The following is a 25,987-nucleotide window of genomic DNA, read 5'->3' as shown; positions in this document are numbered from 1 at the left end:
CCGATGCAGACCGACCCGATGCAGACCGATCCGATGGAGACCGATCCGATGAAGAGCGATCTGACGGAGACCGAACCGATGAAGAGCGATCTCACGGAGACCGATCCGATGGAGACCGATCCGGTGAAGACGATCGCCGTGCTCGGCGCCACCGGCATGGTCGGCAGCCGGGTGATCACCGAGGCGCGCGCCCGGGGACACCGTGTGCTCGCCCTGTCCCGCAAGCCGACGAGCGAGGACCCGGGGGTGACGCCGATCGCCGTGGACGTGACCGACGTTCCCGCCCTGCGCGAGGCACTTGCCGGGTCCGGCACGCACGGCGGAGCGGACGCCGTCGTGCTGACCGTGCGGACCATGCCGGTCGACCGGGAGTTCCTGGTCGGTGCCACCCGTGCGGTGCTGGACGTTTCCGCGCAGCTGGGGATCCCCGTCCTCGTGGTCGGTGGGGCGGGCGCGCTGCGCAGCCCCGGCGACCACGGTCTGCTGGTCGCCGACGACCCCGCCTACGTGCCCTCGGAGTGGCAGGCCGTCGCCGCCGCCGGAGTCGCCCAGCTGCGGACCTGCCAGGACCACCCCGGCAGCCACTGGGTCTACCTGAGCCCGCCGGCCCTGCTCGAACCCGGCGAACGGACCGGCCGCTACCGGCGAGGCACCGACACCCTGCTCACCGGCGCCGACGGGCGGTCGTGGATCAGTGCCGAGGACCTTGCCGTCGCCGTGCTCGACGAAGTCGAGGCCCCCGGTGCCGTACCGCACATCACGGTCGCCCACCGCGAGGAACGCCTGCCGGTCTGAGCGGGGCCGGCGGGCGGTCAGCCGACCACCGGACTGCGGCGTTCCAGGAGTACGACGTCGCGCCAGTGGCCGTGGTGGCGGCCGATGCGCTCGCGGGTGCCGATGACGCGGAACCCGGCCCGCCGGTGCAGGGCGAGGCTGGCGGTGTTCTCGGGGAAGATCCCGGACTGGACGGTCCAGACCCCGGCCGCGTCGGTGGAGTCGAGCAGCGCCTTCAGCAGCGCGGAGGCCACACCGCGGCCACGGGCGTCGGCGTGGACGTACACGGAGTGCTCGACGACACCGGTGTAGGCGCAGCGGTCGGAGACCTTGGTGGCGGCGACCCAGCCGAGCACCGTGCCGTGCTCGTCGAGGGCGACGAAGCGGTGCTCGGGCAGCTTCGCCTCGTCGAACGCCCGCCAGGTCGGCGCCGTCGTCTCGAAGGTGGCGTTTCCCTCGTCGATCCCCGCCTGGTAGATGGCGAGGACCTCATCGGCGTGCGCGGTGGTCATCGGCACGACGGACACGCTGGTCGGTGTGGCCACGGCGGCGTACTCCCCCGTGTACCTCGCCTCCTTCGCCTCCTTCGCCTCCTTCATCTCCTTCGCCTCCCGCCCGCCGGTCACGCCGTGGCCGGCGCGACGGCCAGCAGCTTGCCCATCGCGGCCAGCACCGATGGCTCGACCCGGTAATACACCCAGGTGCCGCGTCGCTCGGAGGTGAGCAGCCCGGCCTCCTTCAGCTTCTTCAGGTGGTGGGAGACGGTCGGCTGGGAGACACCGACGTCGGAGATGTCGCACACGCACGCCTCGCCGCCCTCGTGCGAGGCGACCGCGGAGAACAGGCGGAGCCGCACCGGGTCGCCCAGCGCCTTGAACATCCGCGCGGCCGTCTCGGCCTCCTCGGCGGTGAACGGACGCTCGGTCAGCGGCGGGCAGCACGGCGCCACGGCGTCGGACTCGATCAGCGGGAGAACCGTGTCATTCGACATGCATCTATGTTGACACACGTCGATCCAGACGGTCGAGGTGGCGGCTGTCGCGGCGCCCCGGCCACCCTTCGGATCGGCGCCGCCGACGCGACCACGCCCTCCGCCGGCTGCTGAGCGGCCGATCACCGAGCAGCCGCTCGGGCAGGGTTCCGCTTCGGCACCGGGTGCGCTGGTGAGGCAGGATCGTGTCATGCGGACCCGACCTGTGCTGGTTTACGACGGTGACTGCCGTTTCTGCACGACGTCAGTGACCTTCCTCGAACGCCTGCTGCGGCCCGACTGCTCCGTCACGCCGTGGCAGTTCGCGGACCTGGCCGCCCTCGGCGCCACTCAGCGGCGGGCCGAGTACGAGGTGCTGTGGATCACCCCCGCCGGGGCGGTGTACGGCGGTGCGCAGGCGGTCGCCCGGCTGCTGCTGCGGGCGGGCAGGGGGTGGGCCGTTCTCGGCGCGCTGCTCACCCTGCCGCCCCTGCGCTGGATCGCTCACGGCGTCTACCGGATCGTCGCGAACAACCGCGGTCGTCTGCCGGGCGGCACCGCGGCCTGCGCCCTCCCCGCGGGCCGCCGCCGCTGACGCCGGCACTGCGCGCGCACAGGGGCGGATCGCCGCGTCGATGTACGTCTTGGTGACGTCGGTGATGAGGCCCCGACTGCTCTCGGGGCTGAGGGCCTGGGCCTGGAGGTGGTCGTACTCCGTCGTCGGTCGCTGAGGTCATGCCTCCCGCTTCGCGTCGATCTCGGCGATGAGCGCCTCGATGCGAGTCCTGATCTGGTCGCGGATGGGGCGGACGGCTTCGACGCCCTTGCCGGCCGGGTCCTCCAGGGCCCAGTCGAGGTACTTCTTGCCGGGGAAGACCGGGCAGGCGTCGCCGCAGCCCATGGTGATGACGTAGTCGGACGCCTGGACGGCCTCGGTGGTGAGGATCTTCGGCTGTGCGTCGGCGATGTCGACCCCGACCTCCTTCATCGCCTCGACGGCGGCCGGGTTGACCCGGTCGCCGGGGACGGAGCCGGCGGAGCGGACCTCGATGCGGTCGCCCGCGAGGTGCTGGAGGAAGCCCGCGGCCATCTGGGAGCGGCCGGCGTTGTGGACGCAGACGAAGAGCACGGAGGCGAGCGGAGCGGAGGGCATGCGTTCTTCCTTCACGAAGTGGCGGCAGGTGGTGCGGAGTTCAGGTGCTCGGCAGGCCGGTGAGCAGATCGGTGATTCGATGGCCGATGCCGTCGCGGATTCGACGGCCGAGCCCGGGTGGGGCGCCCTCGGGGTCGGCCACCGGCCAGTCCAGGTGGCGACGGCCGGACACGATCGGGCAGGCGTCCCCGCAGCCCATGGTGACCGGCGCCCGGTGCGCCTTGGACATGGGCGAGAGCGTCGAGGCGCTCGGCGGCACAACGCTCCCGGCGGCACAACGCTCCCCGGCGGCAAGGCGCCCGCCGGGCGGAGCGGGAGTGGGGACGGCGGACATGGGAAGACCCTTTCGACGGGCCTGTGGGTCAGCCCCGGCTGGTATCAGCGCCGGGTGATGTGACAGTATCAGCCCATGATGACGTCAGTCGACGCTGACCTGGTCCGGGTGCTGGCCGACCCGCTCAGGCTCCGGATCGTGACCCTGCTCGCCCGCGAGACGCTGTGCACCACCCACCTCGTCGAGGAGACCGGCGCCCGGCAGACCAACCTCTCCAACCACCTGAGGGTCCTGCGCGAGGCCGGGGTCGTCGAGACCGAGCCGTGCGGGCGCTTCACCTACTACAAGCTGCGCCCCGATGTCATCGCCCAGCTCGCCGGGCAGTTCGCCGGCCTGGCCGAGTCCGCCCGCAACGCCGCCGAGAACAAGAGGGCCTGCCCGTGACCGCCACCGAGCCCACCACCTCCGCTCAGGCCGGGGGCGGGGACGACTCGATCGTCAAGAAGCTCTCCACCCTCGATCGCTTCCTGGCGGTGTGGATCCTCATCGCCATGGCCGTCGGCCTCGGGCTCGGACGGCTCGTCCCAGGGCTGAACGACGCGCTGGCGAAGGTCGAGATCGGCGGTGTCTCCCTGCCGATCGCCCTCGGACTGCTGATCATGATGTATCCGGTCCTGGCGAAGGTCCGCTACGACAGGCTGGATGCCGTCACCGGCGACCGGAAGCTGATGATCTCCTCCCTGGTCATCAACTGGGTGCTCGGACCCGCGGTCATGTTCGCCCTGGCGTGGATCTTCCTGCCGGACCTGCCCGAGTACCGCACCGGACTGATCATTGTCGGCCTGGCCCGCTGCATCGCCATGGTGATCATCTGGAACGATCTCGCCTGCGGCGACCGCGAGGCCGCTGCCGTGCTCGTCGCGCTCAACTCGGTGTTCCAGGTTCTGGCGTTCGGTCTGCTGGGCTGGTTCTACCTCGACCTGCTGCCCGGCTGGCTCGGCCTCGGTGACGGCGAGCACCTGGACATCTCGATGTGGGAGATCGCGCTGAACGTGGTCATCTTCCTCGGCGTCCCGCTGCTGGCCGGCTTCCTGACCCGCCGCGTCGGTGAGAAGAAGATGGGCCGCGAGGGCTACGAGCAGCGCTTCCTGCCGAAGATCGGGCCGTGGGCGCTGTACGGGCTGCTGTTCACGATCGTCATCCTCTTCGCCCTGCAGGGGAAGACGATCACCTCGCAGCCGCTGGACGTTGCCCGGATCGCGCTGCCGCTGCTGGTGTACTTCGCGGTCATGTTCTTCGGCACCTTCCTCCTCGGCAAGGGCCTCGGCCTGGCCTACGACCGCACCACGACGCTGGCGTTCACCGCGGCGGGCAACAACTTCGAGCTGGCCATCGCGGTCGCCATCGCCACCTTCGGCGTCACCTCCGGCCAGGCCCTGTCCGGCGTCGTCGGGCCGCTCATCGAAGTCCCGGTGCTGATCGGCCTGGTCTACGTCGCGCTCGCCTGGCGCAGGAAGTTCGCCACCGACGCGGTGACCACGGCCCCGTGACGCGGCACGTGGACGTGGTGGTGGTCGGCGGCGGCCAGGCAGGGCTCGCCGCCGGCTACCACCTGCGTCGCCAGGGCCTTGACTTCACCGTCCTCGACGCCGATCCGGCGCCGGGCGGGTCCTGGCAGCACATGTGGGACTCGCTGCGCCTGTTCTCCCCGGCCGACCACTCCTCCCTGCCCGGCCGGCTCATGCCCGCCCAGCCCGGCGAGACCTATCCGGACGCCGGGCACGTGGTGGACTACCTCGCCGACTACGAGAAGCGCTACGACCTGCCCGTCCAGCACGGCACCCAGGTCGACGCCGTGCACCGCGACGGCGACCGGCTCCTGGTCGAGACCGACTCCGGCACCTGGCGGGCCCGGGCAGTCGTCAGCGCCACCGGCACCTGGTCGCGGCCTTTCGTCCCCGCCGTGCCGGGCGGCACCGATTTCACCGGTCGGCAACTGCACACCGTGAACTACCACCGTCCAGGCGATTTCGCCGGTCAACGCGTCCTCGTAGTCGGTGGAGGAAACTCCGGCGCCCAGATCGCAGCCGACCTCGCACTGGATGACAACGTCGAGACGACCTGGGTGACCCGGCGCCCGCCCCGTTTCCTCCCCGACGACGTCGACGGCCGCGTTCTGTTCGACGTCGCCACCGCACGCCGCCGCGCCCTCGATGAAGGACGCAGCGACACCGGTGGGGTCGCCTCGCTCGGGGACGTCGTCGCCGTCCCCCCTGTCCGCGCCGCCCGTGATGCCGGACTCCTGGGAGCCCGGCCGATGTTCACCCGGCTCACTGCCGCCGGCGTCCAGTGGGCTGACGGCAGCCGGTCGGACGCCGACGTGATCATCTGGTGCACCGGCTTCCGGCCCGCCCTGGCTCACCTCGCCCCGCTCGGACTGCGCGGCCCGCGCGGCCGCGTCGCGACCTCCGGGACTCTCGCCGTTGGTGAGCCCCGCCTGCACCTGCTCGGCTACGGCGACTGGACCGGACCCGCCTCCGCCACCCTTGTCGGCGTGGGCCGTCCTGCCCGCGAGGCGGCCCACCGGATCGCGCGTCAGCTGCACACCTGACCCCGCAACCAGCGGTACGGCACGCCCGGAGGCCCGCTGCCGGGCGTGCCGCCGCTTCCGGCAGCCCGGAGCGGAACGCGCCCGGAACGCCGTTGTCAGCGTGAGTGACTGAGCCGGGACAGCACGCGTGCGGCCTGCGGACGGGCAGTTCCGCGGCCCTGACTTTGACATGCGTCTATGTTGACACTCGTCGATATGGGTGGCAAGCTCCGAGGCGTGGACAGGCATCGACAGGCATCGAAGCAAGGGGCCGCCGTGATCACCGCCCTCCGTACCGTGCTCACCGCGGCCCGGGCCCGCCGCACCGCCCGCCACCTGGCCGGCGTCAGCTTCTGCGACAGCTGCGCTCAGGTCGGCGACAGCGCCACCCGGGCGGCCGAACGCCGGCAGCACGCCCAGCCGGCCGCCCTCACGCACACGCGCTGACCCCCTCGTCCCCGAAGGAGACCGAGCATCATGAGCACCCAGCAACTCCCCGTCGTCGTCATCGGCGCCGGTCCCACCGGACTCGCCGCCGCCGCCCACCTCGTCGAGCACGGCATCGAGCCCCTCGTTCTGGAAGCGGGCGACCGTGCCGGCGCGGCCGTTCGTGAGTGGAGCCATGTGCGGCTGTTCTCCACCTGGGGCGAGGTCGTCGACCCGGCCGCCGAGAAGCTACTGGCCCCCACCGGCTGGACCAGGCCCGACCCGGCGACCTATCCGTCCGGCGGAGACTGGGCCGAGCAGTACCTGCAGCCGCTCGCCGACGCCCTCGGCGACAAGGTCCGCACCGGTGCCACCGTCACCGGCGTCTCCCGGGCCGGCCGCGACCGGATCGTCGACGCCGACCGGGAGCAGCAGCCGTTCGTCGTGCACGTCGGGTACGCCGACGGCCGCGAGGAGCGCCTCTTCGCCCGTGCGGTGATCGACGCCTCCGGCACCTGGGCCACGGCCGGCCCGGCCGGCGGCAGCGGCCTGCCCGCGCTCGGCGAGAAGGCGGCGTCCGACCGGATCACCTACCGCGTGCCGGACCTGAAGGACCCGGCCGTCCGTGCCCGGTACGCGGGCAGGCGCACGGCCGTCATCGGCTCGGGCGCCTCCGCCTTCACCGCGCTCGCCCACCTCTCCGAGCTGGCCGAGTCCGAGGACGGCAGGGGGACGCACGCGGTGTGGATCCTGCGCCGCGGCATGTCCGGCTCCACCTTCGGCGGCGGTACCGCCGACCAGCTCCCCGCCCGCGGCGCGCTCGGCCTCGCCGCGAAGGCCGCCGTCGACAAGGGCCACGCGGACGCGGTCACCGGCTTCCGCACCGAGGCGTTCGAACGCGACGGCGACGGACGTCTCGTCCTCCTCGGCGAGGACGGACGCCGCCTGGACGCGGTGGACGAGGTGATCGTGCTGACCGGGTTCCGCCCCGACCTGTCCTTCCTGGACGAGCTGCGCCTCGGCCTGGACGAGCGCCTCCAGGCCCCGGTGGAACTCGCCCCGCTGATCGACCCCAACCAGCACTCCTGCGGCACCGTCTACCCGCACGGCCACCGCGAGCTCTCCCACCCCGAACAGGGCTTCTACCTGGTCGGCATGAAGTCCTACGGCCGCGCCCCCACCTTCCTGGCCATGACCGGGTACGAGCAGGTGCGCTCCGTCGCCGCGGCCATCGCCGGCGACCTCGACTCCGCCGACCGCGTCGAACTCACCCTCCCCGAGACCGGAGTCTGCGGCGGCGCCGGCCTGTTCGACACCCCCGACCCCCAGCAGGCCGAAGGCGGCGGCTGCTGCGCCGCCCCGGAACCGCCGCTCGTCCAGCTCGCCGCGCCCGCGGCAGTGGGCCCGGCCGCCGAAGAAGCTCCGGCGGGCGGCTGCTGCGGCTCGTGACCGGCCTCAGCACCCACGACGCCGGGGCCGCGACCGGAACAGGGGACCGGTCGCGGCCCCGCGCCACTCTGCCCGCCCTCTGCCCGACGCAGATCGTGAGGCTGGGGCATCGTCCACTACGCCTTCCCCGTCCTCAACCCCCAGATCACCGCCGCGACCGGCTGGTCGGCCGGAGCGACAGAGGGGCGCCGACGACGCAGCCGATGCGAGAAGTCCTGCCACTCGTGCAGCGATTGGGAGGGGTGGGGTACTGAGCCCAGCGGCTGGGCATCCAGCCCCGGGCTCGAAATCGCTGAACGGCCTCGAAGGAACCAACGCCCTGCTCCCATGGGCCATCATCGACCGGTCCGCGCCGACGCTGTGTGCGCGGCCGCCGAGCTTTGCGGCTCGGAGCATCGAGGTGGGGGCGATGCGGCTGTCCGTCGGACCTAGTCCGTGAGAGGTGTCTCGGCCCAGAAGGACTGAGCCTGTCGCAGAAGAGAAGCGGCCTCTGTGCTGTAGGCGGCTCCCTCACGTAGCAAGTCGAACATCTTGTGGTGGAGATCGACCTCGCTCTCGTCGGTGATGTCCAGCTCGGAGGAGACGAGTTCCACGTTGACGGTGTCGCCCTCGCCGTAGATCCCGAAGGCGGGGGCGGGGAACATGGCCAGGCGCGCTGCGGCAGGGATGATGCCCAAGGTGAGGGATGGCAGGTCGATGTCGCGCAGGAGGCGGTCGATCTGGCCGCGCATTACCGTGGGGCCACCGATGTTCGTGTAGAGGGCCTGCTCACCGAGGATGACGTCGTAGTGGTGCTCGCCCTCGTGTAAAATCCGCTGCCGCTCCATGCGCTTGGCAACTCCGGCCGGCACGTCGTCGGGAACGCCGAGAAAGCGTACGACCTGCTTCAGAATTACGGTGGCGTACGCCTCGGTCTGGAGAGTCCCCCAGATCATGTTGGGGACGTACGCTTTGCCTTCTTTCGTGCGCTGATACCAGCGGATCACGTCTTCACTGGACGGCTTCCGTGCCGGTGGACAGGTGCTCCTGCCACGGTACTGACTTGGTCACTGCCTTCCCTCCTGGCCATTTGAACGGGCGAGCGCGTCGGTGGATGTCTCCTGTGCGGCGAGGGGATTCAAGAACCGGGCAGTAGTGCCACGACCGTGGACTGGACGAGCTGGGCTGCTGCCAGGACGCCAGGGATGCCCCCGCATCGTTCGACGAGGTTTTGGAGCATGTAGCGCATGGTGCCCGGATCGTGGTCTGGTTCGTCCAGCCGTGGGGTGATCATGTCTAGGTCGCGCAGCGCGGCGTCCACCTCGGGGTACTGGCCGCGCAGTTCTTCAAGGCGTCGCCGCAGGTCATCGATGCTTTCGCGGGCTTTGTCTACAGCTTCGTTGGTGATGTTGTTGGTCTGGGTGGTGTTCTGAGAAAATGGCGCGGCTTGGGCGGGTCCGGTCATGTGGCCGGTGTTGATGATGCCGAAGTTGGTGCCGCTCGGAATTGGGTCAGGCTGTCGGCGGATGGACACGTGGGTCTCCTGTCGGGCTTGTGGGTCAGTTGGTCATGGAGGGGTTGGCCGAGAACGGCGCGGCCTGGACCGGGCCGCTCATCGTGCCGCCGTTCATGACGCCGAAGTTGTAGATCGCAGTGGATTGCTGGCGGTAGGCGGCGATGTCGACGTTGTGGTCGCGTAGGAAGATCTCGGTGGAGTCGAAGACCCGGCGTTGCATCATCTGCACGTAGTAGCGGGCGTCGTCGTACATGTGCATGTCCTCCAGGCGACGGACGCTATAGACCTCGCGGAGGCTGACGGGTCCGCTGCCCGGGTCAAGTTCGGGGCGCGGGCGGGTCTTGCGGCGTACGAGCCGGTCCAGGCCGACGTAGATGTCGACGAGTGCGTTGAACGCGGCGCGGCCCAGCCACTTCAGTGAGCGCGGGTTGGAGGGACCGAGGTCGGCGACCCTCGGGTTGAGGGGGCCCATGATGTGCGGGCGGACGGTGACGCGCAGGAATCCGCCCGGAAGAGCGACCGCGATGCTGAACGACTCAAGCCCGGCAGTGCCCAGTCCGCACACGCACTGGGTGGCCCTGGCCGGTCGGTGCGATCCCCTTGCCTCGGCCCGTGACCGGGCACGTACCGTCCTGGCCGACGTCGCCCCCTGCGTGAACGACGCTGTGCTGGTCGTATCCGAGCTGGTGGGCAACGCCGTGCGACACACGACGGCCGGCCCTGACTGTCTGACCATCGAGATCGGCGGGGATCAGGTCATCGTCGCGGTCCACGACCCGGAGCCTGACGACGGTCGTGTGCACCTGTCGGAGACGGCTGCCGATCCGCTGGCCGAGTCCGGCCGTGGGCTGTGGCTGGTGCAGACGCTGGCACGTCGGTGGTACGTGGAGACCACCGCCGTCGGCAAGGCGGTCGTTGCCGTCCTGCCGCGCGGGGAAACGGCAGTCAGCCGAGCGGCAGGCTCTTGACGACGTTCCACCGATAGGCGCGGTCCTCGCGTCGCAGCTCCACCAACTGCACTTCCTGGACGTGCAGATCGACTGGTGCAAGGCCCCGGAGTGGGGTGACGGCCTCGATGACCGGGGCAGCGGGGCGTGGCCGGTTGTTGTAGGCCAGGCTCAGGTGGGGGCGGAACAGCGCGGTCGGCTTGCGGGGCGCCAGCCCGAGCGAAGCCATGGACTCGCTGAGGGCCGAGTGCAGCGCCAGTACCGGGCCCCAAGGGGCGACCGTCAGGCGTACGGCTCCCCGAGAACCCGCGAGCGGGACCGCCCGCAGGCGGAAGGCCGCCGGGAGAAGCGGGGCCGCTGCGCTGATGACGTCATCGAGACGGCTCAGCGGCAGCGTTGCGGCGGAGCCGACGCGTGTGAGCGTGATGTGCAACCCGTCGTCGGGGACCGGGTCCAGGCCGAGCCGCGCGAGGTGCTGCTGGCAGCGAAGAGCGAGGTCGGCCAAAGCTGGGCTGCCGGGGAAGGTGAGCATCCAGTAGTACGCCCGGGTCTGTGCCGTCCAGCCGGGCCGATCCCAGTGATCGACCATGGTCTCCACGGCGTCGAAGGCAGCCTGGTCGTGTGCCGCGATCACCGCCGGGTCACTCAGGTCGGCCGGGGGGTGGGTAGGGAAGGCTGCGGGATCGGCGCTGAGCTGGACGTGCGGCCAAGGCACCCGGCGAACTCCTTCGTGATCACCCCGCCTCGGCAGGCGGGAGCTGACGGCCCCAGGCACGGAGCTGTTCGCCATACTCGCGCACCGCCGGCCGGGACCGCCAAGGGGCTGCTCGCTCGTACAGGTCCCGAGAGCGTTGCCGCACCGAGCTGATCGGCAGCGGACTGGCCAGAGTGATCGCCTGTTGCCCGAGGGACATGGCGTGCTCCACGTCCGGTGCTCGCTGTTGAAGCACAGCGGTGGCCACGTCGAGGCGGACCAGTGAGCGGCTCCACGCAGAGTCGGACTTTTCGACCAGGTCGTCGAGGTCCTCGGCGTCCCGCAGCACGTGCCCGGTGTCCTGCAGAGCGACACGGGCGGTCAGCGCATTGGCCAGGGTGCGGGCCCGCCCATACGGCACGAAGGAGATGCAGGAGGTCAGGCCGGGGGCCACGTCATGCCGGTCGGAGAGCTCCAGCGCCCGCCCGATGGCCCGCTCGGCCTGGTTCCGGTCACTGAGCTTGCCGAGCGCCCGGGCCCGGCCGTTGACCAGCAGCCGGATGGCCTGCGGGTGGTTCGGCGCCCGGTCCACCGCGGCGGCGGCCCGCGCGTCGGCCTCGTCGTAACGGCCTGCGTAGTACGCCGCGAAGGACTGGGTGCCGCAGGCCCACATCTCGGTGTCGAGATCGCCGATCGCCCGGCTCAGTTCCAGCGCTTCGGCGCAGTACGCCTCAGCCAGGGGGAACGCGCCGGTGTTCACCGCCATGTAGCCGAGCAGCCCGCCAGCGCGTGCGGTGATCCGGAACAGTTCCCTGCGTGCGTACGGAGGTTGCTGACCGGCGAGCAGGGCGTGCCCCATGCTGCGCAGGCTGTTCGTCTGTCCCCACAGGCCGTCCGGCCCCTCCTTCTCGTACCGCTCGGTGATCATCTCGATCCGGGAGGCGAGAAAAGACAGAGTGGTCTGGTCGACGTTGCCGCAGGCCAGCTGGCGGGCTCGGGCGACGATCTCCGCCGGGTCGTCATCGTGGGCGGTCGGGCCGGCCTGGGGAGAAGGCGGAACGTCCGCAGGTAGCGGCTCTGGGGCGGTCGGCGGACAAGCCGAGGCCGAAGCGAACAGGTCGCGGGCAGCCCTGCCCAGCAGCTCCTCCAGAATGCGGCACGTGTCGGGGCGGGGAAGCTGCTTCAGTTCCCCACTCAGCCACCGGTCGAATTGCCGCGAAGAGACCGCGACCGAGGCCAGCCGAGGGTCACCCGCCTCCTTGGCCAGGTTCCGGGCCGCGCGGGAGAACTGCACCTCGAACGCCGTGTAGGTCGTGAGGTGGCGCTCTTCGAGTAACTGCCGCAGCAGCGTGTTCCGGGGCATGGAAGACCTCCCAACACGTCGCGGAACCAGGGGCTCCTCGGCGAACGGCACGCACGCCGGACCGTGCGACGTACGGGGTGTCTTACGCAAGAGTGCCGACGCAAAGCACAACTAGGCAATATGCCTGGCCAAGTTGGCCCGTTCGGGTTGTCCGCCAACGGGTGGATGGACAGACTGCCTCCATGGCACTGAAGAGGAAGCTGGTCCCTCAGTCGGTCTACCGACGCCAGCTCGCCACACGGCTGCGCGAGTTACGGGAGGCGTCCGGCCTGACCCTCACCGAGGTGTCGGAGCAGATCGAAGTCAACCAGGGGTCTCTCAGCCGGATCGAGACCGGTGAGCGCGGCACCACTCCGGTTCTGGTCCGGGCTCTCCTCGACTGCTACGCCGTCACGGACACCGAGCTGCGCGACGGCATCCTGGACTTGGTGCGTGCCGACAAGGAACAGCAGAAGCCCTGGTGGCGCAAGTACTCCACGGTTCTCGCCCCGACCCGCTACGACGGTTACCTGGCCCTGGAGGCAGGTGCCATCGCGCTGGCCAACTACCAGCCCTTGCTCGTTCCCGGCCTGCTTCAGACGGAGGACTACGCCCGTGCCGTCATCGCCCAGATGCGTCCTGATCTCAGTGCCGATCAGGTGGACGCTCTGGTCAAGGTACGCATGGAACGCCAGGAAAGCCGCTTGTCCGGTGAGCACCCCGCCGAACTGCGGGCCGTCCTGGACGAAGCCGTCCTCCATCGCGTCATCGGCTCACCCATCGTGATGCGCCAGCAGTTCGCGCGCTTGGTCCAGGTCGGCGAACAACCGAACGTCACCATCCAGCTCCTCCCGTTCGCCCTCGGCGCCCATCCGGGTCTGTACGGCCCCTTCGTCATCCTTACCTTCCCTGAGCCCACAGCTCCGCTGGTCTGGCTGGAGAACCCCAACAACTCCGTGTATCTGGAGTCCCGCAGCGACGTCCAGAACTACACGGACACCTTCGACCAGCTCAGGGCCTCCGCCCTCAGCCCGGCCGAGACCCTTACCCGCCTCATCCGCACTGCCGAGGAGCTCAAACCTTGAGCACGATTCCGTCCCGCCGCCCCCGCGCTGATGAACTGCACAACGCGCACTGGCGCAGGAGCTCCTACAGCGGAGGCGCCAACGACTGCGTCGAGATTGCCGACCTCGGTGCGTACGCGGCGGTGCGCGATTCCAAGGCTCTCGACCTGGCACCTGTGATCCTCAGCCGTTCCGCCCTGGGCGATCTGCTGGACCAATACACCGACGGCGAGACTTGTATCGGCTGAGGCACTGCCCGAGCCGCACACATGCGCCCGTTTCAGCCGACAACTGGAGAATGCCCGCGTGAGCGATCAGTCCGACAAGCTGTTCCTCCAGATCGTGCCTCCGAAACCCCAGCTCAGGGCCACACCAGGCAATACGGCTGATGCCCCGCCTCATGCAGCCGATGCGAGAAGTCCTGCCACTCGTGCAGCAACTGGTACACGTTGAACGCATCCCGCGGCCCGCCCCGGTCCGGCACCGTCGACCAGATGAAGGCCGCGGCGCCGACCGCCTCCTCGCCGATGCCGCGCAGGGGGTCGACGACGGTCATCGGGAGTTTCACGACCGCGTAGTCGGGGTGCAGGACGACCAGTTCCAGCGGGGGCACCTTGTGGAGCGGAACGCCCTCGATGCCGGTGAGGACCATGGCGGCCATGGTCTCCGGCTTGATCTTGGTGAACATGCCGTTCATGCCGAGCTCGTCGCCGCCCAGCTCCTCGGGGCGCATGGAGATCGGGACCCGGGCCGCGGTGGCGCCGTCGGGCGCGCCGAAGTACTTGTACGTCACCCCCACCCGACCACCATTTCTGCTCCCCGCCCCCGGCCGGTCGACCCGTCGGTCGTGCCGGTCCGGCCCGCTCGGTGCGCTCTCCGCACCGTACGCCTGACGTGCCTCGGTCGTTTCCTCCGCGTCGCGCCGGTGCCTTCCCCGCCGGGCGCGTCGAGGACCCAGGTCGTCGGTCCCCTCGCCCAGTCCGCCACCGCGATGCATATCTCCACCCGACTGCTTTTCTAGGACGCGTGGCCCCCGCCGCGCAACCCGATCATCGTGTCAGTGACCTCCCCCACGGCCGCCCGCCGAAACGTGCGGTGAAACATCTGTCCGCAGGATGTCCGCAGGATTTTGGCAGCCCTCGATCCGCATGCCCTGCCCGCATGCGCGTGTGAACTGCGTGTATCCGGCTCCAGTCTGGCAGACGACACGGCGCAGGGACGGGTTGTCCGATCATCGCGCCGTTTCGGGGCCGGTCACCCCGGCACCTCCGGGCCGGTCACCCCACCACACCGGGCCGGTCACCCCGGCACCTCCGGGCCGGTCACCCCGGCACCTCCGGGCCGGTCACCGTGCCGCACCGGAACCGGTCATCGCCCCGCATCAGGCCCGGTCGCCGTGCTGTACCGGATCGCCTCGGACCGTCGTCCCCCGGTCGCCTACCCTGAGGAGGTCACCCCCGCAACCGGAGTCCGAGAAGTCGGAGAAGGTCGAGAAGGTCGGAGAAGTCGCAGGTCATGAGCGAACAGGCATACCCGTACGAAGCCCCGGCCTCGCAGGCCCTTTTCGACCGTGCGGCGGCCGTCACGCCCGGCGGTGTGAACTCCCCGGTGCGGGCGTTCCGCGCCGTGGGCGGCACGCCCCGGTTCATGGTGTCCGGGACCGGGCCCTACCTGACGGATGCAGACGGGCGGGAGTACGTCGACCTGGTGTGCTCCTGGGGGCCGATGATCCTCGGGCACGCGCACCCCGAGGTGATCGCCGCCGTACAGGAGGCGGTCGCCCGCGGCACCTCCTTCGGCACGCCCGGTGAGGGCGAGGTCGCGCTCGCCGAGGAGATGGTCGCCCGGATCGCGCCGCTGGAGCAGGTGCGGCTGGTCTCCAGCGGGACCGAGGCCACCATGTCCGCCATCCGGCTCGCCCGCGGCTTCACCCGGCGCACCAAGGTGATCAAGTTCGCCGGGTGCTACCACGGGCACGTCGACTCGCTGCTCGCCTCGGCCGGCTCCGGTGTCGCCACCTTCGCCCTGCCCGACACCCCGGGCGTCACCGGCGCCCAGGCCGGCGACACCATCGTGCTGCCGTACAACGACCTCGACGCCGTGCACGCCGCCTTCGCCGCCCACCCCGGCGAGATCGCCTGCGTGATCACCGAGGCCTCGCCCGGCAACATGGGCGTCGTACCGCCGCTGCCCGGCTTCAACCAGGGGCTCAAGGACGCCTGTGCCGCGAACGGCGCGCTGTTCGTCTCGGACGAGGTCATGACCGGGTTCCGCACCAGCCGCGCCGGGTGGTACGGCGTCGAGGGCGTCGTCCCCGACCTGATGACCTTCGGGAAGGTCATGGGCGGTGGCTTCCCCGCCGCCGCGTTCGGCGGGCGGGCCGACGTCATGGCGCACCTCGCCCCGGCCGGCCCCGTCTACCAGGCCGGCACCCTCTCCGGGAACCCGGTCGCCACCGCCGCCGGCCTCGCCCAGCTGCGGCTTCTCGACGACGCGGCGTACGACAAGGTCAACGCCGTGTCGGAGCAGATCCAGGCCCTGGTCACCGAGGCGCTGAGCAAGGAAGGCGTCGCGCACCGGCTGCAGAACGCCTCCAACATGTTCTCCGTCTTCTTCACCGACCGGCCGGTGACGAATTACGAGGAGGCCAAGGCGCAGGAGTCCTTCCGGTACACCGCCTTCTTCCACTCGCTGCTCGCCGACGGCGTCTACCTGCCGCCGTCGTCCTTCGAGTCCTGGTTCGTCTCCACCGCGCACGACGAGCGGGCCGTGCAGCGCATCGCCGACGCCCTCCCGGCGGCGGCCCGGGCGGCGGCGGAGGCCACGGCATGAGCGCCGCGGCCGACGCGAACCGTGACGTCACCGTCGTCCACCTGATGCGGCACGGTGAGGTCGACAACCCGGACGGCATCCTCTACGGCCGTCTGCCCGGCTACCACCTGTCCGAGCTGGGCCGGCGGATGGCCGACCGGGTCGCCGAGCACCTCGCCCCCCGCGACATCACGTACGTCGTCTCCTCCCCGCTGGAGCGGGCGCAGGAGACGGCGGCGCCGATCGCCAAGGCGCACGGTCTGGATCTGGACAGCGACGAGCGGCTGATCGAGGCCGAGAACGTCTTTCAGGGCAAGACCTTCGGCATCGGCGACGGCGCCCTGCGCCGGCCGGGCAACTGGCGGCACGTGGTCAACCCGTTCAAGCCGTCCTGGGGCGAGCCGTACGTCGACCAGGTCGTGCGCATGATGGGCGCGCTCGACGCGGCCAAGGACAAGGCCCGCGGCCACGAGGCCGTGCTGGTCAGCCATCAGCTGCCGATCTGGATCGTGCGGTCGTACGTCGAGAAGCGCCGCCTGTGGCACGACCCGCGCAAGCGGCAGTGCACGCTCGCGTCCCTGACGACGTTCACGTACCAGGGCGACCGGATCGTGTCCGTCGGCTACACCGAGCCGGCCCGCGACCTCGTCCCGCCCCATCTCCTCGCCGGCGCCAAGCCGGTCCGGGGACAGTCCAAGGCGTACGGGGCCTGAGCCCGTATCAGCCGAGCGGTTCGTCCGTCTTGATCGCCGTTCGTTACGGAATCCGCACACATTTCCGGTAAGTGGCAGGAACCTCCCTCTTTCTCACGTCCTCTGACTGGGTGACCACCAGAGGACGTGAGAATCGGGGAAGCGATGCGCTCTCTCACCCGCAGGGGAATGCTCGGGCTCGGCGCGGGCGCCGCGGCGGCCGTCGGACTGGCGGGCTGCGGCTCCCACTCGTCGGACCCGCACACCTCCACCGACGGCTCCGGGACCGCGGGCGGTTCCGGCCGGCGGCCCTCGCCGTCCGGGACCGGTGCGCCGCCCGCCAAGCCCATCGGCGACGGCTCCACCTCGTACACCGGCAAGCAGCCGCACCAGCCCGAGGCGCCGGTGCCGCTGGAGCCCGGCCAGACGCCGCCGCAGTTCGTCGTCTTCTCCTGGGACGGGGCCGGTGAGGTCGGCAACGGCCTCTTCCCGCGCTTCCTCGACCTCGCCGAGGAGTGCGGTGCGCACATGACCTTCTTCCTCTCCGGGCTCTATCTGCTGCCCGAGTCGAAGAAGCGCCTCTACGACCCCCCGAACAACCGCCGCGGCGCCTCCGACATCGGCTACCTCACCGACGGCCACATCAAGGACACGCTGCAGAACGTCCGCCGGGCCTGGCTGGACGGGCACGAGATCGGCACCCACTTCAACGGCCACTTCTGCGCCGGCTCCGGCTCGGTCGGCAACTGGACGCCGCGGCAGTGGCGCAGCGAGATCGAGCAGGCGAAGTCCTTCGTCAAGGAGTGGCGGACCAACACCGGCTGGACGGACCTGCCCCCGCTGCCCTTCGACTACGACAAGGAGCTGGTCGGCGGCCGGACGCCCTGCCTGCTCGGCCAGGACAACCTGCTGCCCACCGCCCGCGAGCTGGGCTGGCGCTACGACGCCTCCTCGCCCGGCGGCCGACAGGTGTGGCCGGTGAAGAAGCAGGGGATCTGGGACCTGCCGTTGCAGCAGATACCTTTCCCCGGGCGTTCCTTCGAGGTCCTCTCGATGGACTACAACATGCTGGCGAACCAGTCGCTCAACTCCACCAAAGCGCCGGCCCACAACTACCCGGCCTGGCGCGAGCAGTCCGCCCAGGCGTACATATCGGGCTTCAAGCGGGCATACGAGTCGAATCGGGCACCCTTCTTCGTCGGCAACCACTTCGAGGAGTGGAACGGCGGCATCTACATGGACGCCGTCGAGGAGGCCCTCAAGTACATCGCCCGGGAGCGGGACAAGGGCGGCGACATCCGGCTGGTCTCCTTCCGGCAGTTCACCGACTGGCTGGACGTGCAGCCGCCGGAGGTCCTCGCCAAGCTGCGCGGGCTGGAGGTCGGGCAGGCGCCGGCGGGGGGCTGGAAGCGGCTCTGAAATGGGGGTTTTCACCCTTGAGGGGGGTGCGCAAGATCCCCGGAACGGACATGCGAAACTTTTCACATGAGTGCCGCCAGCCGCGCCCCCCTGCGCTCGAACCGCACCACCGCCCGCGCCCGCAGCCGTGCCGCCCTGACCGTCGGCGCCGCCGTGAGCGCGCTGCTCGTCTCCGCGTGCGGCTCCGGCGGGACCTCGGGCGGCGGCGGCAACACCAACTTCGTCACCGGCACGGACGGCATCGCCACCGTGGCGAAGGCCGACCGGCACGACGCCCCCGAGCTGTCCGGCAGGACCGTCGACGGCGGGCAGCTCGACGTCGACGACTACCGGGGCGAGGTCGTCGTGCTCAACGTGTGGGGCTCCTGGTGCGGGCCGTGCCGCGCCGAGGCGAAGAACTTCGAGAAGGTCCACCAGGACACCAAGGACCAGGGCGTCCGGTTCGTCGGCATCAACACCCGCGACACCTCCACCGCCGCGGCCCTCCGCTTCGAGGAGGAGCAGGGCGTCACCTACCCGAGCCTGTACGACCCCTCGGGCAAGCTGATGCTCCGCTTCGAGAAGGGCACGCTCAACCCGCAGGCCATCCCGTCCACGCTGATCATCGACCGGGACGGAAAGATCGCCGCACGCGCCCTCCAGGCGCTCAGCGAGGAGAAGCTGCGCAAGATGCTCGACCCGGTCATGGCGGAGAAGTGACGTGAGCGTCGCCTTCACGCTCGCCGCGGACCCGGGCGAGACGGTACGCAGCGGTGCACTCCTGCTCGCTCTGCCGATCGCCGTCCTCGCCGGTCTCGTCTCCTTCTTCTCGCCCTGCGTCCTGCCCCTCGTCCCCGGCTACCTGTCCTACGTGACCGGAGTCACCGGCACCGATCTGGCCGAGGCCCGGCGCGGCCGGATGGCCGCCGGGGCCGCCCTCTTCGTCCTGGGCTTCACCGTCGTGTTCGTCTCCGGCGGGGCCCTGTTCGGCTACTTCGGCCAGACGCTCCAGGAGTACCAGTCCACCCTGTCCAGGGTGCTCGGCGTACTCATGATCCTCATGGGCGTCTTCTTCATGGGGCTGATGCCCTGGCTCACCCAGCGCGAGTTCCGGTTCCACACCCGTCCGACGGCCGGTCTGGCCGGCGCGCCCCTGCTGGGCGCGCTGTTCGGCATCGGCTGGACGCCCTGCATCGGCCCCACTCTCGGGTCCGTCCAGACGCTCGCCTTCGAGCAGGCCAGCGCCGGCCGCGGCGCCGTACTGACCGTCGCCTACTGCCTCGGTCTGGGCGTCCCCTTCGTGCTCGCCGCGGTCGCCTTCCGCAGGGCGCTCGGCGCCTTCGGCTGGGTCAAGCGCCACTATGTCTGGGTGATGCGCATCGGCGGCACCATGATGATCGCGACCGGTCTGCTGCTGCTGACCGGCGCGTGGGACAGCATCGTGCAGCAGATGCAGACCTGGTCCGACGGCTTCACTGTGGGGATCTGATGAGCAACACCACGACGGACGACACCCCCAGGGCCGGCGACGACCAGGATCTCGGCGCCGCCGGTTCCCAGCTGTCCACCGCCCCCCAGGAGGAGGCCCCCGGACTGCCCGCCCTGGGCGTCATCGGCTGGGCCCGCTGGTTCTGGCGGCAGCTGACCTCGATGCGGGTGGCGCTGCTGCTGCTCCTGCTGCTGTCGCTGGGCGCGATCCCCGGCTCGCTGATCCCGCAGTCCGGCATCGACGCCACCAAGGTCGAGGACTTCCGCGAGAAGCACGAGACCCTCGCCCCGCTCTACGACAAGCTCGGCCTCTTCAACGTCTACAGCTCGGTGTGGTTCTCGGCGATCTACATCCTGCTGTTCGTCTCCCTGATCGGCTGCATCGTCCCGCGTACCTGGCAGTTCGTGGGCCAGCTGCGCGGCCGGCCGCCCGGCGCCCCCCGGCGCCTGACCCGGCTGCCCGCCTACACCACCTGGCGTACCGGGACCGAGCCCGAGCAGGTCCGCGAGGCCGCGCTCGCGCTGCTCGGCAAGCGCCGCTTCCGCGCGCACGTCGCCGGTGACGCGGTCGCCGCCGAGAAGGGCTATCTGCGCGAGGTCGGCAACCTCCTCTTCCACGTCGCGCTGATCGTGATGCTGATCGCCTTCGCCTGGGGCCAGCTGTTCAAGTACGAGGGCAACAAGCTGATCCTGGAGGGCGACGGCTTCGCCAACACGCTCACCCAGTACGACGACTTCAAGTCCGGGAACCTCTTCACACCCGACGACCTGGACCCGTTCAGCTTCACCCTGAAGGACTTCAAGGGCACCTACGAGCCGACCGGCCCCAACCGCGGCACCCCGCGCACCTACGAGGCGGACATCACCTACAGCGAGGGCGCCTTCGGGGACGAGAAGACGACCACGATCAAGGTCAACGAGCCGCTGGAGATCGACGGTTCGAAGGTCTACCTGGTCAGCCACGGCTACGCCCCGATCCTCACCGTGCGGGACGCCCAGGGCAACGTCGTCATGGACCGCGAGGCCGTGGCGCTGCTGCCGCTCGACGGCAACGTCACCTCCTCCGGCGCCGTCAAGGTCATGGACGGCTACCGCAACGCCAAGGGCGAGAAGGAACAGCTCGGCTTCAACGCGTTCTTCCTGCCAACCTACGGCGGCAAGGGCACCACGATGCTGTCCCAGTTCCCGGCGCTGCTCAACCCGATGCTGGCGCTGTCCGCCTACCACGGCGACCTGGGCGTGGACGCGGGCTTCCCGCAGAGCGTCTACCAGCTCGACAAGAAGAACCTGAAGGAGTTCAAGGACTCCGACGGCAACCTGTTCAAGAAGCAGCTCGCCGTCGGCGAGACCATGCAGCTCCCGGGCGGCGCGGGCTCCGTCACCTTCGACGGCGTCCAGGAGTGGGCCGGCTTCCAGATCACCCAGCAGCCCGCCAGCGGCTGGGCGCTCGCGGGCTCCGTCGCCGCCATCCTCGGCCTCGCCGCCTCCCTGTTCATCCAACGCCGCCGCGTCTGGGTGCGCGCCGTCAAGGGCGCGGACGGCGTCACCGTCGTCGAGATGGCCGGCCTCGGCCGCAGCGAGTCCGCCAAGGTGCCCGAGGAACTCGGCGACCTCGCCGCGGCCCTGTACGAGAAGGCCCCCGGCGCCCCCGGACCCGACCCGTCCGGCCCCGACCCGTCCGAGCCCGACTCGTCCGGCCCCGACCCGTCCGAGCCCGACTCGTCCGGCCCCGACCCGTCCGAGCCCGACTCGTCCGGCCCCGACTCGTCCGAGCCCGACCCGCCCGAGCCCGTCCCGCCCGAGCCCGACACGTCGGCGCCCGGCACCCCCGACCCCGCATCCGCACCTGCCGAGAGGGCTGAGCAGAAGTGACTCTCGCCGACGCCGCCGCCGCCGCGGTCGACCTGGCCGCCGCGACCAACGAGAACCTCGCGAACCTCAGCAACACGCTGATCTACTCCGCGATGGCGGTCTACACACTGGCCTTCTTCGGGTACATCGCCGAGTGGATCTTCGGCAGCCGCAGCAAGGTCGGCCGTACCGCCGCCGCGCTCACCGCCCGGGCGGAGACCAAGGCCGCCGCCCCCGCGGTGACGGTGAAGAAGGCCGGCGGCACCGCCGTGCTGGAGCGGCCGCAGGTCGTCGTCCGGGCCGCGGCCGGCTCCCGTGACGTACCCGACGGGCCGGGCGCGCACGGCGGCACCGAGAAGGGCGACCTGTACGGCCGGATCGCCATCTCCCTCACGGTGCTCGCCTTCCTGCTGGAGTTCGGCGGCGTGCTCACCCGTGCGCTGTCGGTGCAGCGGGCGCCGTGGGGCAACATGTACGAGTTCAGCATCACCTTCTCCACGGTCGCCGTCGGCGTGTACCTCACGCTGCTGGCGCTGAAGAAGAACGTCCGCTGGCTCGGCCTGCCGCTGACCACCACGGTCCTGCTGGACCTGGGCCTCGCGGTCACCGTGCTCTACACCGCCAGCGACCAGCTGGTCCCGGCCCTGCACTCGTACTGGCTGTACATCCACGTCTCCACGGCGATCTTCTGCGGGGCGGTCTTCTACGTCGGCGCGGTCTCCACGATCCTGTACCTCTTCAAGGACGGCTTCGAGAGCAAGCTCGCGAGCGGCGGCACGCCGGGCCGCTTCGCCAACTCGGTCCTGGACCGCCTGCCGGCCGCCTCCTCCCTCGACAAGTTCGCCTACCGGGTCAACGCCGCGGTCTTCCCGCTGTGGACCTTCACGATCATCGCGGGCGCCATCTGGGCGGGCGACGCCTGGGGCCGCTACTGGGGCTGGGACCCCAAGGAGGTCTGGTCCTTCATCACCTGGGTCGCCTACGCCTGCTACCTGCACGCCCGCGCCACGGCCGGCTGGAAGGGCCGCAAGGCCGCCTACCTGGCACTGATCGCCTTCGGCTGCTGGCTGTTCAACTACTACGGAGTGAACATCTTCGTCTCCGGCAAGCACTCCTACGCGGGGGTGTGACCGGGGACGAGGCGGGCCGGCGGCCGTCAGGCTCGCACTTCGGGTGCCGCGGAGTGACGCTGGAGGCATGACCGCTTCCATCGAACAGGGCACCAGTCAGGTCCACGGAAACACGCACATCCTCCACTTCCTGGTGCGGCTCCCGCGGCCCATGGAGAAGGTCTGGCCCGCGCTGGCCACGCCGAACGGGCTCGCGGCCTGGTTCGCCCCGGCCGACGTCCTCGAACCGCACCTCGGCGGCGCGGTCACCCTGCGGGGCGTCGGCGCGGGCCGGATCACCGCCTGGGACGTGGAGCGGATCGCCGAGTACTCACTGACGGACGGCGGGCGGCTCCGCTTCCACCTGGAACGCGACGGCGACCGGGGCACCGTCCTGCGCTTCACCCACGAGTACCGGGGCGGGCAGGAGACCGAACAGCGCTGGCGGGCGCGGTTCGAGCGGCTGATCGAGGTGCTGGAGAGCGGGGAGCGGCTCTCCTACTCGAGGTAGCCGGACAGCGCCCCCGCACCCGCGAGCATCAGCTTCGTACGCTCCGTGAGCATCCGGTCCCGTGCCGTGACCGCCGTGCGCAGCGCCTCGCTGCCGCCCTCCCGGCGCAGCCCCTCCAGCACGGGACGGATCTGGTCCAGCGGATAGTGGCTGCGGCGCAGGACGTGCACCACGCGCGCGTCGCGCACGTCCGCCGGGTCGTACACGCGGTACCCCGTGCCCCGCTCCCGCCGGGGCGCGAGCAGCCCGGCCGCCTCCCACACCCGCAGCGCGGACGTGCGTACGCCGATCAGCGCGGCCACGTCTCCGATGCGCAGGCCGGCGGCGGGCGGCGGCACCGGCTCCGCACGGGCGAGCGTCTCCAGGGCCTCGCTCGCCGCCCGCAGCGCCACCCGCTCCTCGTGCAGCGCGGCATGCGCGGCGTCCACCAGCGCCAGCGCGCCCGGCACGTCACCGTCGTGCACGGCCCGCATGATCCGCGCCGCCGGCACCGGCCCGTACCCCTGCTGCAGTTTCCGGTAGGCCAGCAGTGCCCGCCGGTGCCGCTCGCCGAAGACCCGGTAGCCGGACTCGGTGCGGGCGGCGGGCGGCAGGACGCCCGCCTCCTCGTAGTTGCGGATCTGCTGCGTGGAGAGCCCGGCCGAACGGGCCAGGTCGACGGTCCGCAGCCGGTGGCGGTGGTCGTCCTTCATCCGGCAGGAGCTTAGACGGCGTCCACCGACGCGGACGCACCTGTGCGATCGCGTCGGCAGAAGGCCCGGCCGGGACTGGTGATTCACGCGATGCCGGGCGGGCGCCGGTCGCCGAGACTTCGGTGACCGATGTCCGCATCCGTTCTGACGGAGGTACCGATGCCCGGTCCGTTCGCCCGAGGCCCGGCGGGAACACCGACCCGCCCCTTATTGTCATGCGCGCGTAAGGTCGGTGTGGTGCTGGCCGCCCTGCTGCTGTCGGCCGTCGGGCTGTCCGCCGCCCCCGCCACCGGGGCGCCGACCGCCACCGCGCCGACCGCCACCACCTGGTACGGGCAGGTGCGCGGCAAGGCCGGGGACGCCGCGCACGCCTACCTCGGCATCCCCTACGCCGCCCCGCCGGTCGGCGACCGGCGCTGGAAGCCGCCGGCCCCGCCCGAGCGCTGGACCGGCGTCCGCGACGCCACCACGCCCGGCAACCCCTGCATGCAGGCCCCCTCGTCCACCCCGTGGGGCGACCTCGCCGGGCCCGGCACGCCCAGCGAGGACTGCCTGTACCTGAACGTCCACACACCCGCCGACCGTTCGCCGCTCAAGCGGCCCGTGATGGTGTGGATCCACGGCGGCGGCTTCACCGTCGGCTCCGGCACCTTCTACGACGGCGGCGACCTGGCCGCCCAGGGCGACGTGGTCGTCGTCACCCTCAACTACCGCCTCGGCGCCTTCGGTTACCTCGCCCACGCCGGCCTCGCCGAGGAGTCGGCACACGGCGTCTCCGGCAACTACGGGCTGCTCGACCAGCAGGCCGCCCTGCGCTGGGTGCGGGGCAACATCGCCGCGTTCGGCGGCGACCCGGGCAACGTGACGGTCTTCGGCGAGTCGGCGGGCGGCGGCAGCGTCTGCCAGCACCTGGTCTCGCCCCGGGCGCGCGGCCTGTTCGACCGGGCCATCGCCCAGTCGGGCTGCGGCTTCCCGCTGCCCACCCAGGAGTCCCAGGAGCGCACCGGTGCCGCCTGGGCCGGCTCCCTGGGCTGCACGGACGTGGCCTGCCTGCGCGCCAGGCCCGCCGCCGACATCCTCGCCGCGGCCCAGGCGCCCACCGCCCGCTGGGTACCGAACGTCGACGGCCGGGTCCTGCCGCACCAGGTGACCGACGCCCTGGCGAGCGGACGCTTCCACCGCGTCCCCGTCCTCCAGGGCACCACCGCCGACGAGGGCCGGCTGACCGTGGCCACGACCTACGACCTGGCCGGCCGGCCGCTCACCGCGGCCGGCTACCCGGGGGCCGTCCGCGCTCTCTACGGCGACCGGTCCGACGCGATCCTCGCCCGCTATCCGCTGTCGGAGTACGGCACCCCGGCCGAGGCCCTGGGGGCGGTCCTCACCGACTCCCAGTTCGCCTGCCTGCAGTCCCGCACGGCCGACCTGATGGCCGACCACACCCGGTCCTACCAGTACGAGTTCGCCGACCCCGACGCCATGGCCTACCTGAACCTGCCGCTGAGCTTCCCGCTCGGCGCCCCGCACGGCTCGGAGATCCGCTACATATTCGGCGGCGTCGACGGCACCCCGGCCCAGAACGCCCTGGCCGACGCGATGCTCGGCTACTGGACCAGCTTCGCCCGCACCGGCGTCCCGTACGCGACGGACGCCCCGCGCTGGCCGCGGTTCCCGAAGGTGCAGGTCCTCGCCCCCGAGGCGATCACCGCGGTCACCACCTTCCCCGAGGACCACAAGTGCGACCTGTGGAACGTCTCCTGACCGGCGGCCGCTGACGACGGCCCCGGTCCTCACGGGTGCCGCGCCGACAGCACCGCGTAGTCGGCGAAGCTGCGGCGGTAGCGCAGGTGCCGGGTCTCCTGGGTGTGCCTGCGCTGCCACTCCTCCACCTCCTCCGGGCTCGGACACGGCCCGGAGGAGGCCCCGCAGTCCGCCTCGTCGCCCCAGACGCACCAGGCCTGGTACTCGGGCTCGGCCGACGGGTCCTGCACGATCGCGTACGGCACGTACCGGAAGACCCGGCGGCCGGGGTGCCGCTGCCGCTGGTGCCGGGTGAGCAGGACGTCGGCGTCGGTCTCCGCGCTGCCGTCGTCCGCCGCCCGCGCGTCCTCCCGGTCCGCGGCCAGCTCGGCGCACCGGGCGCAGCCGGGCACCGGTTCCGGCGGCGGCCCCACGGAGACCAGCGGGTACGCCGTCGACAGGCGGGCCACCGAACGGCGGTTGGCCTCACGCACCTCGGCACTCAGATCCATGCGCG

At 71.1% G+C, this 25,987-nt stretch carries 31 protein-coding genes and 1 pseudogene; 20 read left to right on the top strand and 12 right to left on the bottom strand.

Features of this window, described 5'->3' with window-relative positions; genetic code table 11:
- Window positions 1–3: 3 nt before the first annotated feature.
- Window positions 4–795: an NAD(P)-dependent oxidoreductase gene (locus ACLGIH_RS14295; protein ID WP_416529378.1), complete on the top strand. Its 792-nt coding sequence runs from the start codon at window positions 4–6 to the stop codon at window positions 793–795.
- A 17-nt stretch (window positions 796–812) separates the two neighbouring features.
- Here the strand turns inward: ACLGIH_RS14295 and ACLGIH_RS14290 are convergent, their stop codons facing one another.
- Window positions 813–1,286, bottom strand: coding sequence for a GNAT family N-acetyltransferase (locus ACLGIH_RS14290; protein WP_416529377.1), 474 nt, complete (start codon window positions 1,284–1,286; stop codon window positions 813–815).
- 110 nt (window positions 1,287–1,396) lie between these two features.
- Window positions 1,397–1,765 (bottom strand): ArsR/SmtB family transcription factor, encoded by a 369-nt coding sequence (locus tag ACLGIH_RS14285; RefSeq protein WP_416525626.1) that lies wholly within the window; start codon window positions 1,763–1,765, stop codon window positions 1,397–1,399.
- Window positions 1,766–1,955: 190 nt separating this feature from the next.
- On the opposite strand from ACLGIH_RS14285, the gene ACLGIH_RS14280 reads away from it, so the two are divergent.
- Window positions 1,956–2,339 (top strand): thiol-disulfide oxidoreductase DCC family protein, encoded by a 384-nt coding sequence (locus ACLGIH_RS14280; RefSeq protein ID WP_416525625.1) that lies wholly within the window; start codon window positions 1,956–1,958, stop codon window positions 2,337–2,339.
- Window positions 2,340–2,477: 138 nt separating this feature from the next.
- On the opposite strand, the gene ACLGIH_RS14275 is transcribed toward ACLGIH_RS14280, so the two are convergent.
- Both ACLGIH_RS14275 and ACLGIH_RS14270 read right to left on the bottom strand, forming a co-directional pair.
- Window positions 2,478–2,897 carry an arsenate reductase ArsC gene (locus ACLGIH_RS14275; protein WP_416525624.1) on the bottom strand — a complete coding sequence of 140 codons (420 nt, stop codon included), beginning with the start codon at window positions 2,895–2,897 and terminating at the stop codon, window positions 2,478–2,480.
- Between the two features lie 40 nt (window positions 2,898–2,937).
- Window positions 2,938–3,126 (bottom strand): low molecular weight phosphatase family protein, encoded by a 189-nt coding sequence (locus ACLGIH_RS14270; RefSeq protein WP_416525623.1) that lies wholly within the window; start codon window positions 3,124–3,126, stop codon window positions 2,938–2,940.
- Between the two features lie 180 nt (window positions 3,127–3,306).
- Here ACLGIH_RS14270 and ACLGIH_RS14265 point away from each other — a divergent pair, with 180 nt between their 5' ends.
- From ACLGIH_RS14265 to ACLGIH_RS14240, 6 genes and pseudogenes are all read left to right on the top strand, one after another.
- Window positions 3,307–3,615 carry an ArsR/SmtB family transcription factor gene (locus tag ACLGIH_RS14265; RefSeq protein ID WP_416525622.1) on the top strand — a complete coding sequence of 103 codons (309 nt, stop codon included), beginning with the start codon at window positions 3,307–3,309 and terminating at the stop codon, window positions 3,613–3,615.
- The gene (gene arsB / locus ACLGIH_RS14260; protein WP_416525621.1) at window positions 3,612–4,721 is read left to right on the top strand and encodes an ACR3 family arsenite efflux transporter; all 1,110 of its coding nucleotides are present in this window, start codon (window positions 3,612–3,614) and stop codon (window positions 4,719–4,721) included. Before ACLGIH_RS14265 ends, arsB begins: the two co-directional genes overlap by 4 nt.
- Window positions 4,718–5,782 carry an ArsO family NAD(P)H-dependent flavin-containing monooxygenase gene (locus ACLGIH_RS14255; protein ID WP_416525620.1) on the top strand — a complete coding sequence of 355 codons (1,065 nt, stop codon included), beginning with the start codon at window positions 4,718–4,720 and terminating at the stop codon, window positions 5,780–5,782. The genes arsB and ACLGIH_RS14255 overlap by 4 nt, the downstream gene beginning before the upstream one ends.
- A 255-nt stretch (window positions 5,783–6,037) precedes the next feature.
- Window positions 6,038–6,208 carry a hypothetical protein gene (locus ACLGIH_RS14250; RefSeq protein ID WP_416525619.1) on the top strand — a complete coding sequence of 57 codons (171 nt, stop codon included), beginning with the start codon at window positions 6,038–6,040 and terminating at the stop codon, window positions 6,206–6,208.
- A gap of 30 nt (window positions 6,209–6,238) precedes the next feature.
- Window positions 6,239–7,636 carry an NAD(P)-binding domain-containing protein gene (locus ACLGIH_RS14245; RefSeq protein WP_416525618.1) on the top strand — a complete coding sequence of 466 codons (1,398 nt, stop codon included), beginning with the start codon at window positions 6,239–6,241 and terminating at the stop codon, window positions 7,634–7,636.
- Window positions 7,633–7,816 (top strand): annotated as a pseudogene (locus ACLGIH_RS14240) (MFS transporter); the annotation flags it as partial. The gene ACLGIH_RS14245 and the pseudogene ACLGIH_RS14240, both read left to right, overlap by 4 nt.
- A gap of 248 nt (window positions 7,817–8,064) precedes the next feature.
- Here ACLGIH_RS14240 and ACLGIH_RS14235 read toward each other — a convergent pair.
- The 3 genes from ACLGIH_RS14235 to ACLGIH_RS14225 form a co-directional block, all read right to left on the bottom strand.
- Window positions 8,065–8,622 carry a DUF5753 domain-containing protein gene (locus tag ACLGIH_RS14235; RefSeq protein ID WP_416525617.1) on the bottom strand — a complete coding sequence of 186 codons (558 nt, stop codon included), beginning with the start codon at window positions 8,620–8,622 and terminating at the stop codon, window positions 8,065–8,067.
- 131 nt (window positions 8,623–8,753) lie between these two features.
- Window positions 8,754–9,149, bottom strand: coding sequence for a hypothetical protein (locus tag ACLGIH_RS14230; RefSeq protein WP_416525616.1), 396 nt, complete (start codon window positions 9,147–9,149; stop codon window positions 8,754–8,756).
- A gap of 25 nt (window positions 9,150–9,174) precedes the next feature.
- A complete protein-coding gene (locus ACLGIH_RS14225) occupies window positions 9,175–9,603 on the bottom strand; it encodes a hypothetical protein (RefSeq protein WP_416525615.1) in 429 nt (142 codons plus the stop codon).
- A 100-nt stretch (window positions 9,604–9,703) separates the two neighbouring features.
- Between ACLGIH_RS14225 and ACLGIH_RS14220 the strand changes: the two genes are divergently transcribed.
- A complete protein-coding gene (locus tag ACLGIH_RS14220; protein WP_416525614.1) occupies window positions 9,704–10,099 on the top strand; it encodes an ATP-binding protein in 396 nt (131 codons plus the stop codon).
- On the opposite strand, the gene ACLGIH_RS14215 is transcribed toward ACLGIH_RS14220, so the two are convergent.
- Complete coding sequence (locus ACLGIH_RS14215) at window positions 10,077–10,793, bottom strand: 2'-5' RNA ligase family protein (RefSeq protein WP_416525613.1); 717 nt, start codon at window positions 10,791–10,793, stop codon at window positions 10,077–10,079. The two genes, ACLGIH_RS14220 and ACLGIH_RS14215, sit on opposite strands and share 23 nt — an antisense overlap.
- A gap of 19 nt (window positions 10,794–10,812) precedes the next feature.
- Window positions 10,813–12,135, bottom strand: a complete 1,323-nt coding sequence (locus ACLGIH_RS14210) for an NsdA family TPR-like regulatory protein (protein ID WP_416525612.1) — start codon at window positions 12,133–12,135, stop codon at window positions 10,813–10,815.
- A gap of 182 nt (window positions 12,136–12,317) precedes the next feature.
- Here ACLGIH_RS14210 and ACLGIH_RS14205 point away from each other — a divergent pair, with 182 nt between their 5' ends.
- Together ACLGIH_RS14205 and ACLGIH_RS14200 are read left to right on the top strand one after the other, a co-directional pair.
- Window positions 12,318–13,199: a helix-turn-helix domain-containing protein gene (locus ACLGIH_RS14205; RefSeq protein ID WP_416525611.1), complete on the top strand. Its 882-nt coding sequence runs from the start codon at window positions 12,318–12,320 to the stop codon at window positions 13,197–13,199.
- Window positions 13,196–13,426, top strand: a complete 231-nt coding sequence (locus ACLGIH_RS14200) for a DUF397 domain-containing protein (protein WP_416525610.1) — start codon at window positions 13,196–13,198, stop codon at window positions 13,424–13,426. The genes ACLGIH_RS14205 and ACLGIH_RS14200 overlap by 4 nt, the downstream gene beginning before the upstream one ends.
- Before the next feature lie 113 nt (window positions 13,427–13,539).
- Here ACLGIH_RS14200 and ACLGIH_RS14195 read toward each other — a convergent pair whose 3' ends face one another.
- Window positions 13,540–14,175, bottom strand: coding sequence for a hypothetical protein (locus tag ACLGIH_RS14195; protein WP_416525609.1), 636 nt, complete (start codon window positions 14,173–14,175; stop codon window positions 13,540–13,542).
- A gap of 518 nt (window positions 14,176–14,693) precedes the next feature.
- Here ACLGIH_RS14195 and hemL point away from each other — a divergent pair.
- The 8 genes from hemL (at window position 14,694) to ACLGIH_RS14155 (ending at window position 23,038) form a co-directional block, all read left to right on the top strand.
- The gene (gene hemL, locus ACLGIH_RS14190; protein ID WP_416525608.1) at window positions 14,694–16,010 is read left to right on the top strand and encodes a glutamate-1-semialdehyde 2,1-aminomutase; all 1,317 of its coding nucleotides are present in this window, start codon (window positions 14,694–14,696) and stop codon (window positions 16,008–16,010) included.
- Window positions 16,007–16,702 (top strand): histidine phosphatase family protein, encoded by a 696-nt coding sequence (locus ACLGIH_RS14185; protein WP_416525607.1) that lies wholly within the window; start codon window positions 16,007–16,009, stop codon window positions 16,700–16,702. The genes hemL and ACLGIH_RS14185 overlap by 4 nt, the downstream gene beginning before the upstream one ends.
- A 144-nt stretch (window positions 16,703–16,846) precedes the next feature.
- Window positions 16,847–18,100 (top strand): polysaccharide deacetylase family protein, encoded by a 1,254-nt coding sequence (locus ACLGIH_RS14180; RefSeq protein WP_416525606.1) that lies wholly within the window; start codon window positions 16,847–16,849, stop codon window positions 18,098–18,100.
- Between the two features lie 66 nt (window positions 18,101–18,166).
- On the top strand, window positions 18,167–18,799 hold the full coding sequence (locus ACLGIH_RS14175; RefSeq protein ID WP_416525605.1) for a TlpA family protein disulfide reductase: 633 nt from the start codon (window positions 18,167–18,169) through the stop codon (window positions 18,797–18,799).
- A gap of 1 nt (window position 18,800) precedes the next feature.
- Window positions 18,801–19,568 carry a cytochrome c biogenesis CcdA family protein gene (locus ACLGIH_RS14170; RefSeq protein WP_416525604.1) on the top strand — a complete coding sequence of 256 codons (768 nt, stop codon included), beginning with the start codon at window positions 18,801–18,803 and terminating at the stop codon, window positions 19,566–19,568.
- Complete coding sequence (gene resB / locus ACLGIH_RS14165; protein WP_416525603.1) at window positions 19,568–21,439, top strand: cytochrome c biogenesis protein ResB; 1,872 nt, start codon at window positions 19,568–19,570, stop codon at window positions 21,437–21,439. Before ACLGIH_RS14170 ends, resB begins: the two co-directional genes overlap by 1 nt.
- Window positions 21,440–21,531: 92 nt before the next feature.
- Window positions 21,532–22,548, top strand: a complete 1,017-nt coding sequence (gene ccsB / locus ACLGIH_RS14160; protein ID WP_416529376.1) for a c-type cytochrome biogenesis protein CcsB — start codon at window positions 21,532–21,534, stop codon at window positions 22,546–22,548.
- Between the two features lie 67 nt (window positions 22,549–22,615).
- Window positions 22,616–23,038: an SRPBCC domain-containing protein gene (locus tag ACLGIH_RS14155; protein ID WP_416525602.1), complete on the top strand. Its 423-nt coding sequence runs from the start codon at window positions 22,616–22,618 to the stop codon at window positions 23,036–23,038.
- Here the strand turns inward: ACLGIH_RS14155 and ACLGIH_RS14150 are convergent.
- Window positions 23,026–23,730, bottom strand: coding sequence for a MerR family transcriptional regulator (locus ACLGIH_RS14150; protein WP_416525601.1), 705 nt, complete (start codon window positions 23,728–23,730; stop codon window positions 23,026–23,028). The two genes, ACLGIH_RS14155 and ACLGIH_RS14150, sit on opposite strands and share 13 nt — an antisense overlap.
- Before the next feature lie 237 nt (window positions 23,731–23,967).
- Here ACLGIH_RS14150 and ACLGIH_RS14145 point away from each other — a divergent pair, with 237 nt between their 5' ends.
- Complete coding sequence (locus tag ACLGIH_RS14145; protein WP_416525600.1) at window positions 23,968–25,491, top strand: carboxylesterase/lipase family protein; 1,524 nt, start codon at window positions 23,968–23,970, stop codon at window positions 25,489–25,491.
- 29 nt (window positions 25,492–25,520) lie between these two features.
- On the opposite strand, the gene ACLGIH_RS14140 is transcribed toward ACLGIH_RS14145, so the two are convergent.
- The gene (locus ACLGIH_RS14140) at window positions 25,521–25,982 is read right to left on the bottom strand and encodes a DUF7848 domain-containing protein (RefSeq protein ID WP_416525599.1); all 462 of its coding nucleotides are present in this window, start codon (window positions 25,980–25,982) and stop codon (window positions 25,521–25,523) included.
- Window positions 25,983–25,987 lie beyond the last annotated feature (5 nt).

It is taken from the genome of Streptomyces hamibioticus (genome assembly GCF_047946815.1).
Classification (GTDB): Bacteria; Actinomycetota; Actinomycetes; order Streptomycetales; family Streptomycetaceae; genus Streptomyces.
This window is presented reverse-complemented; position numbering and strand designations above follow the sequence as displayed.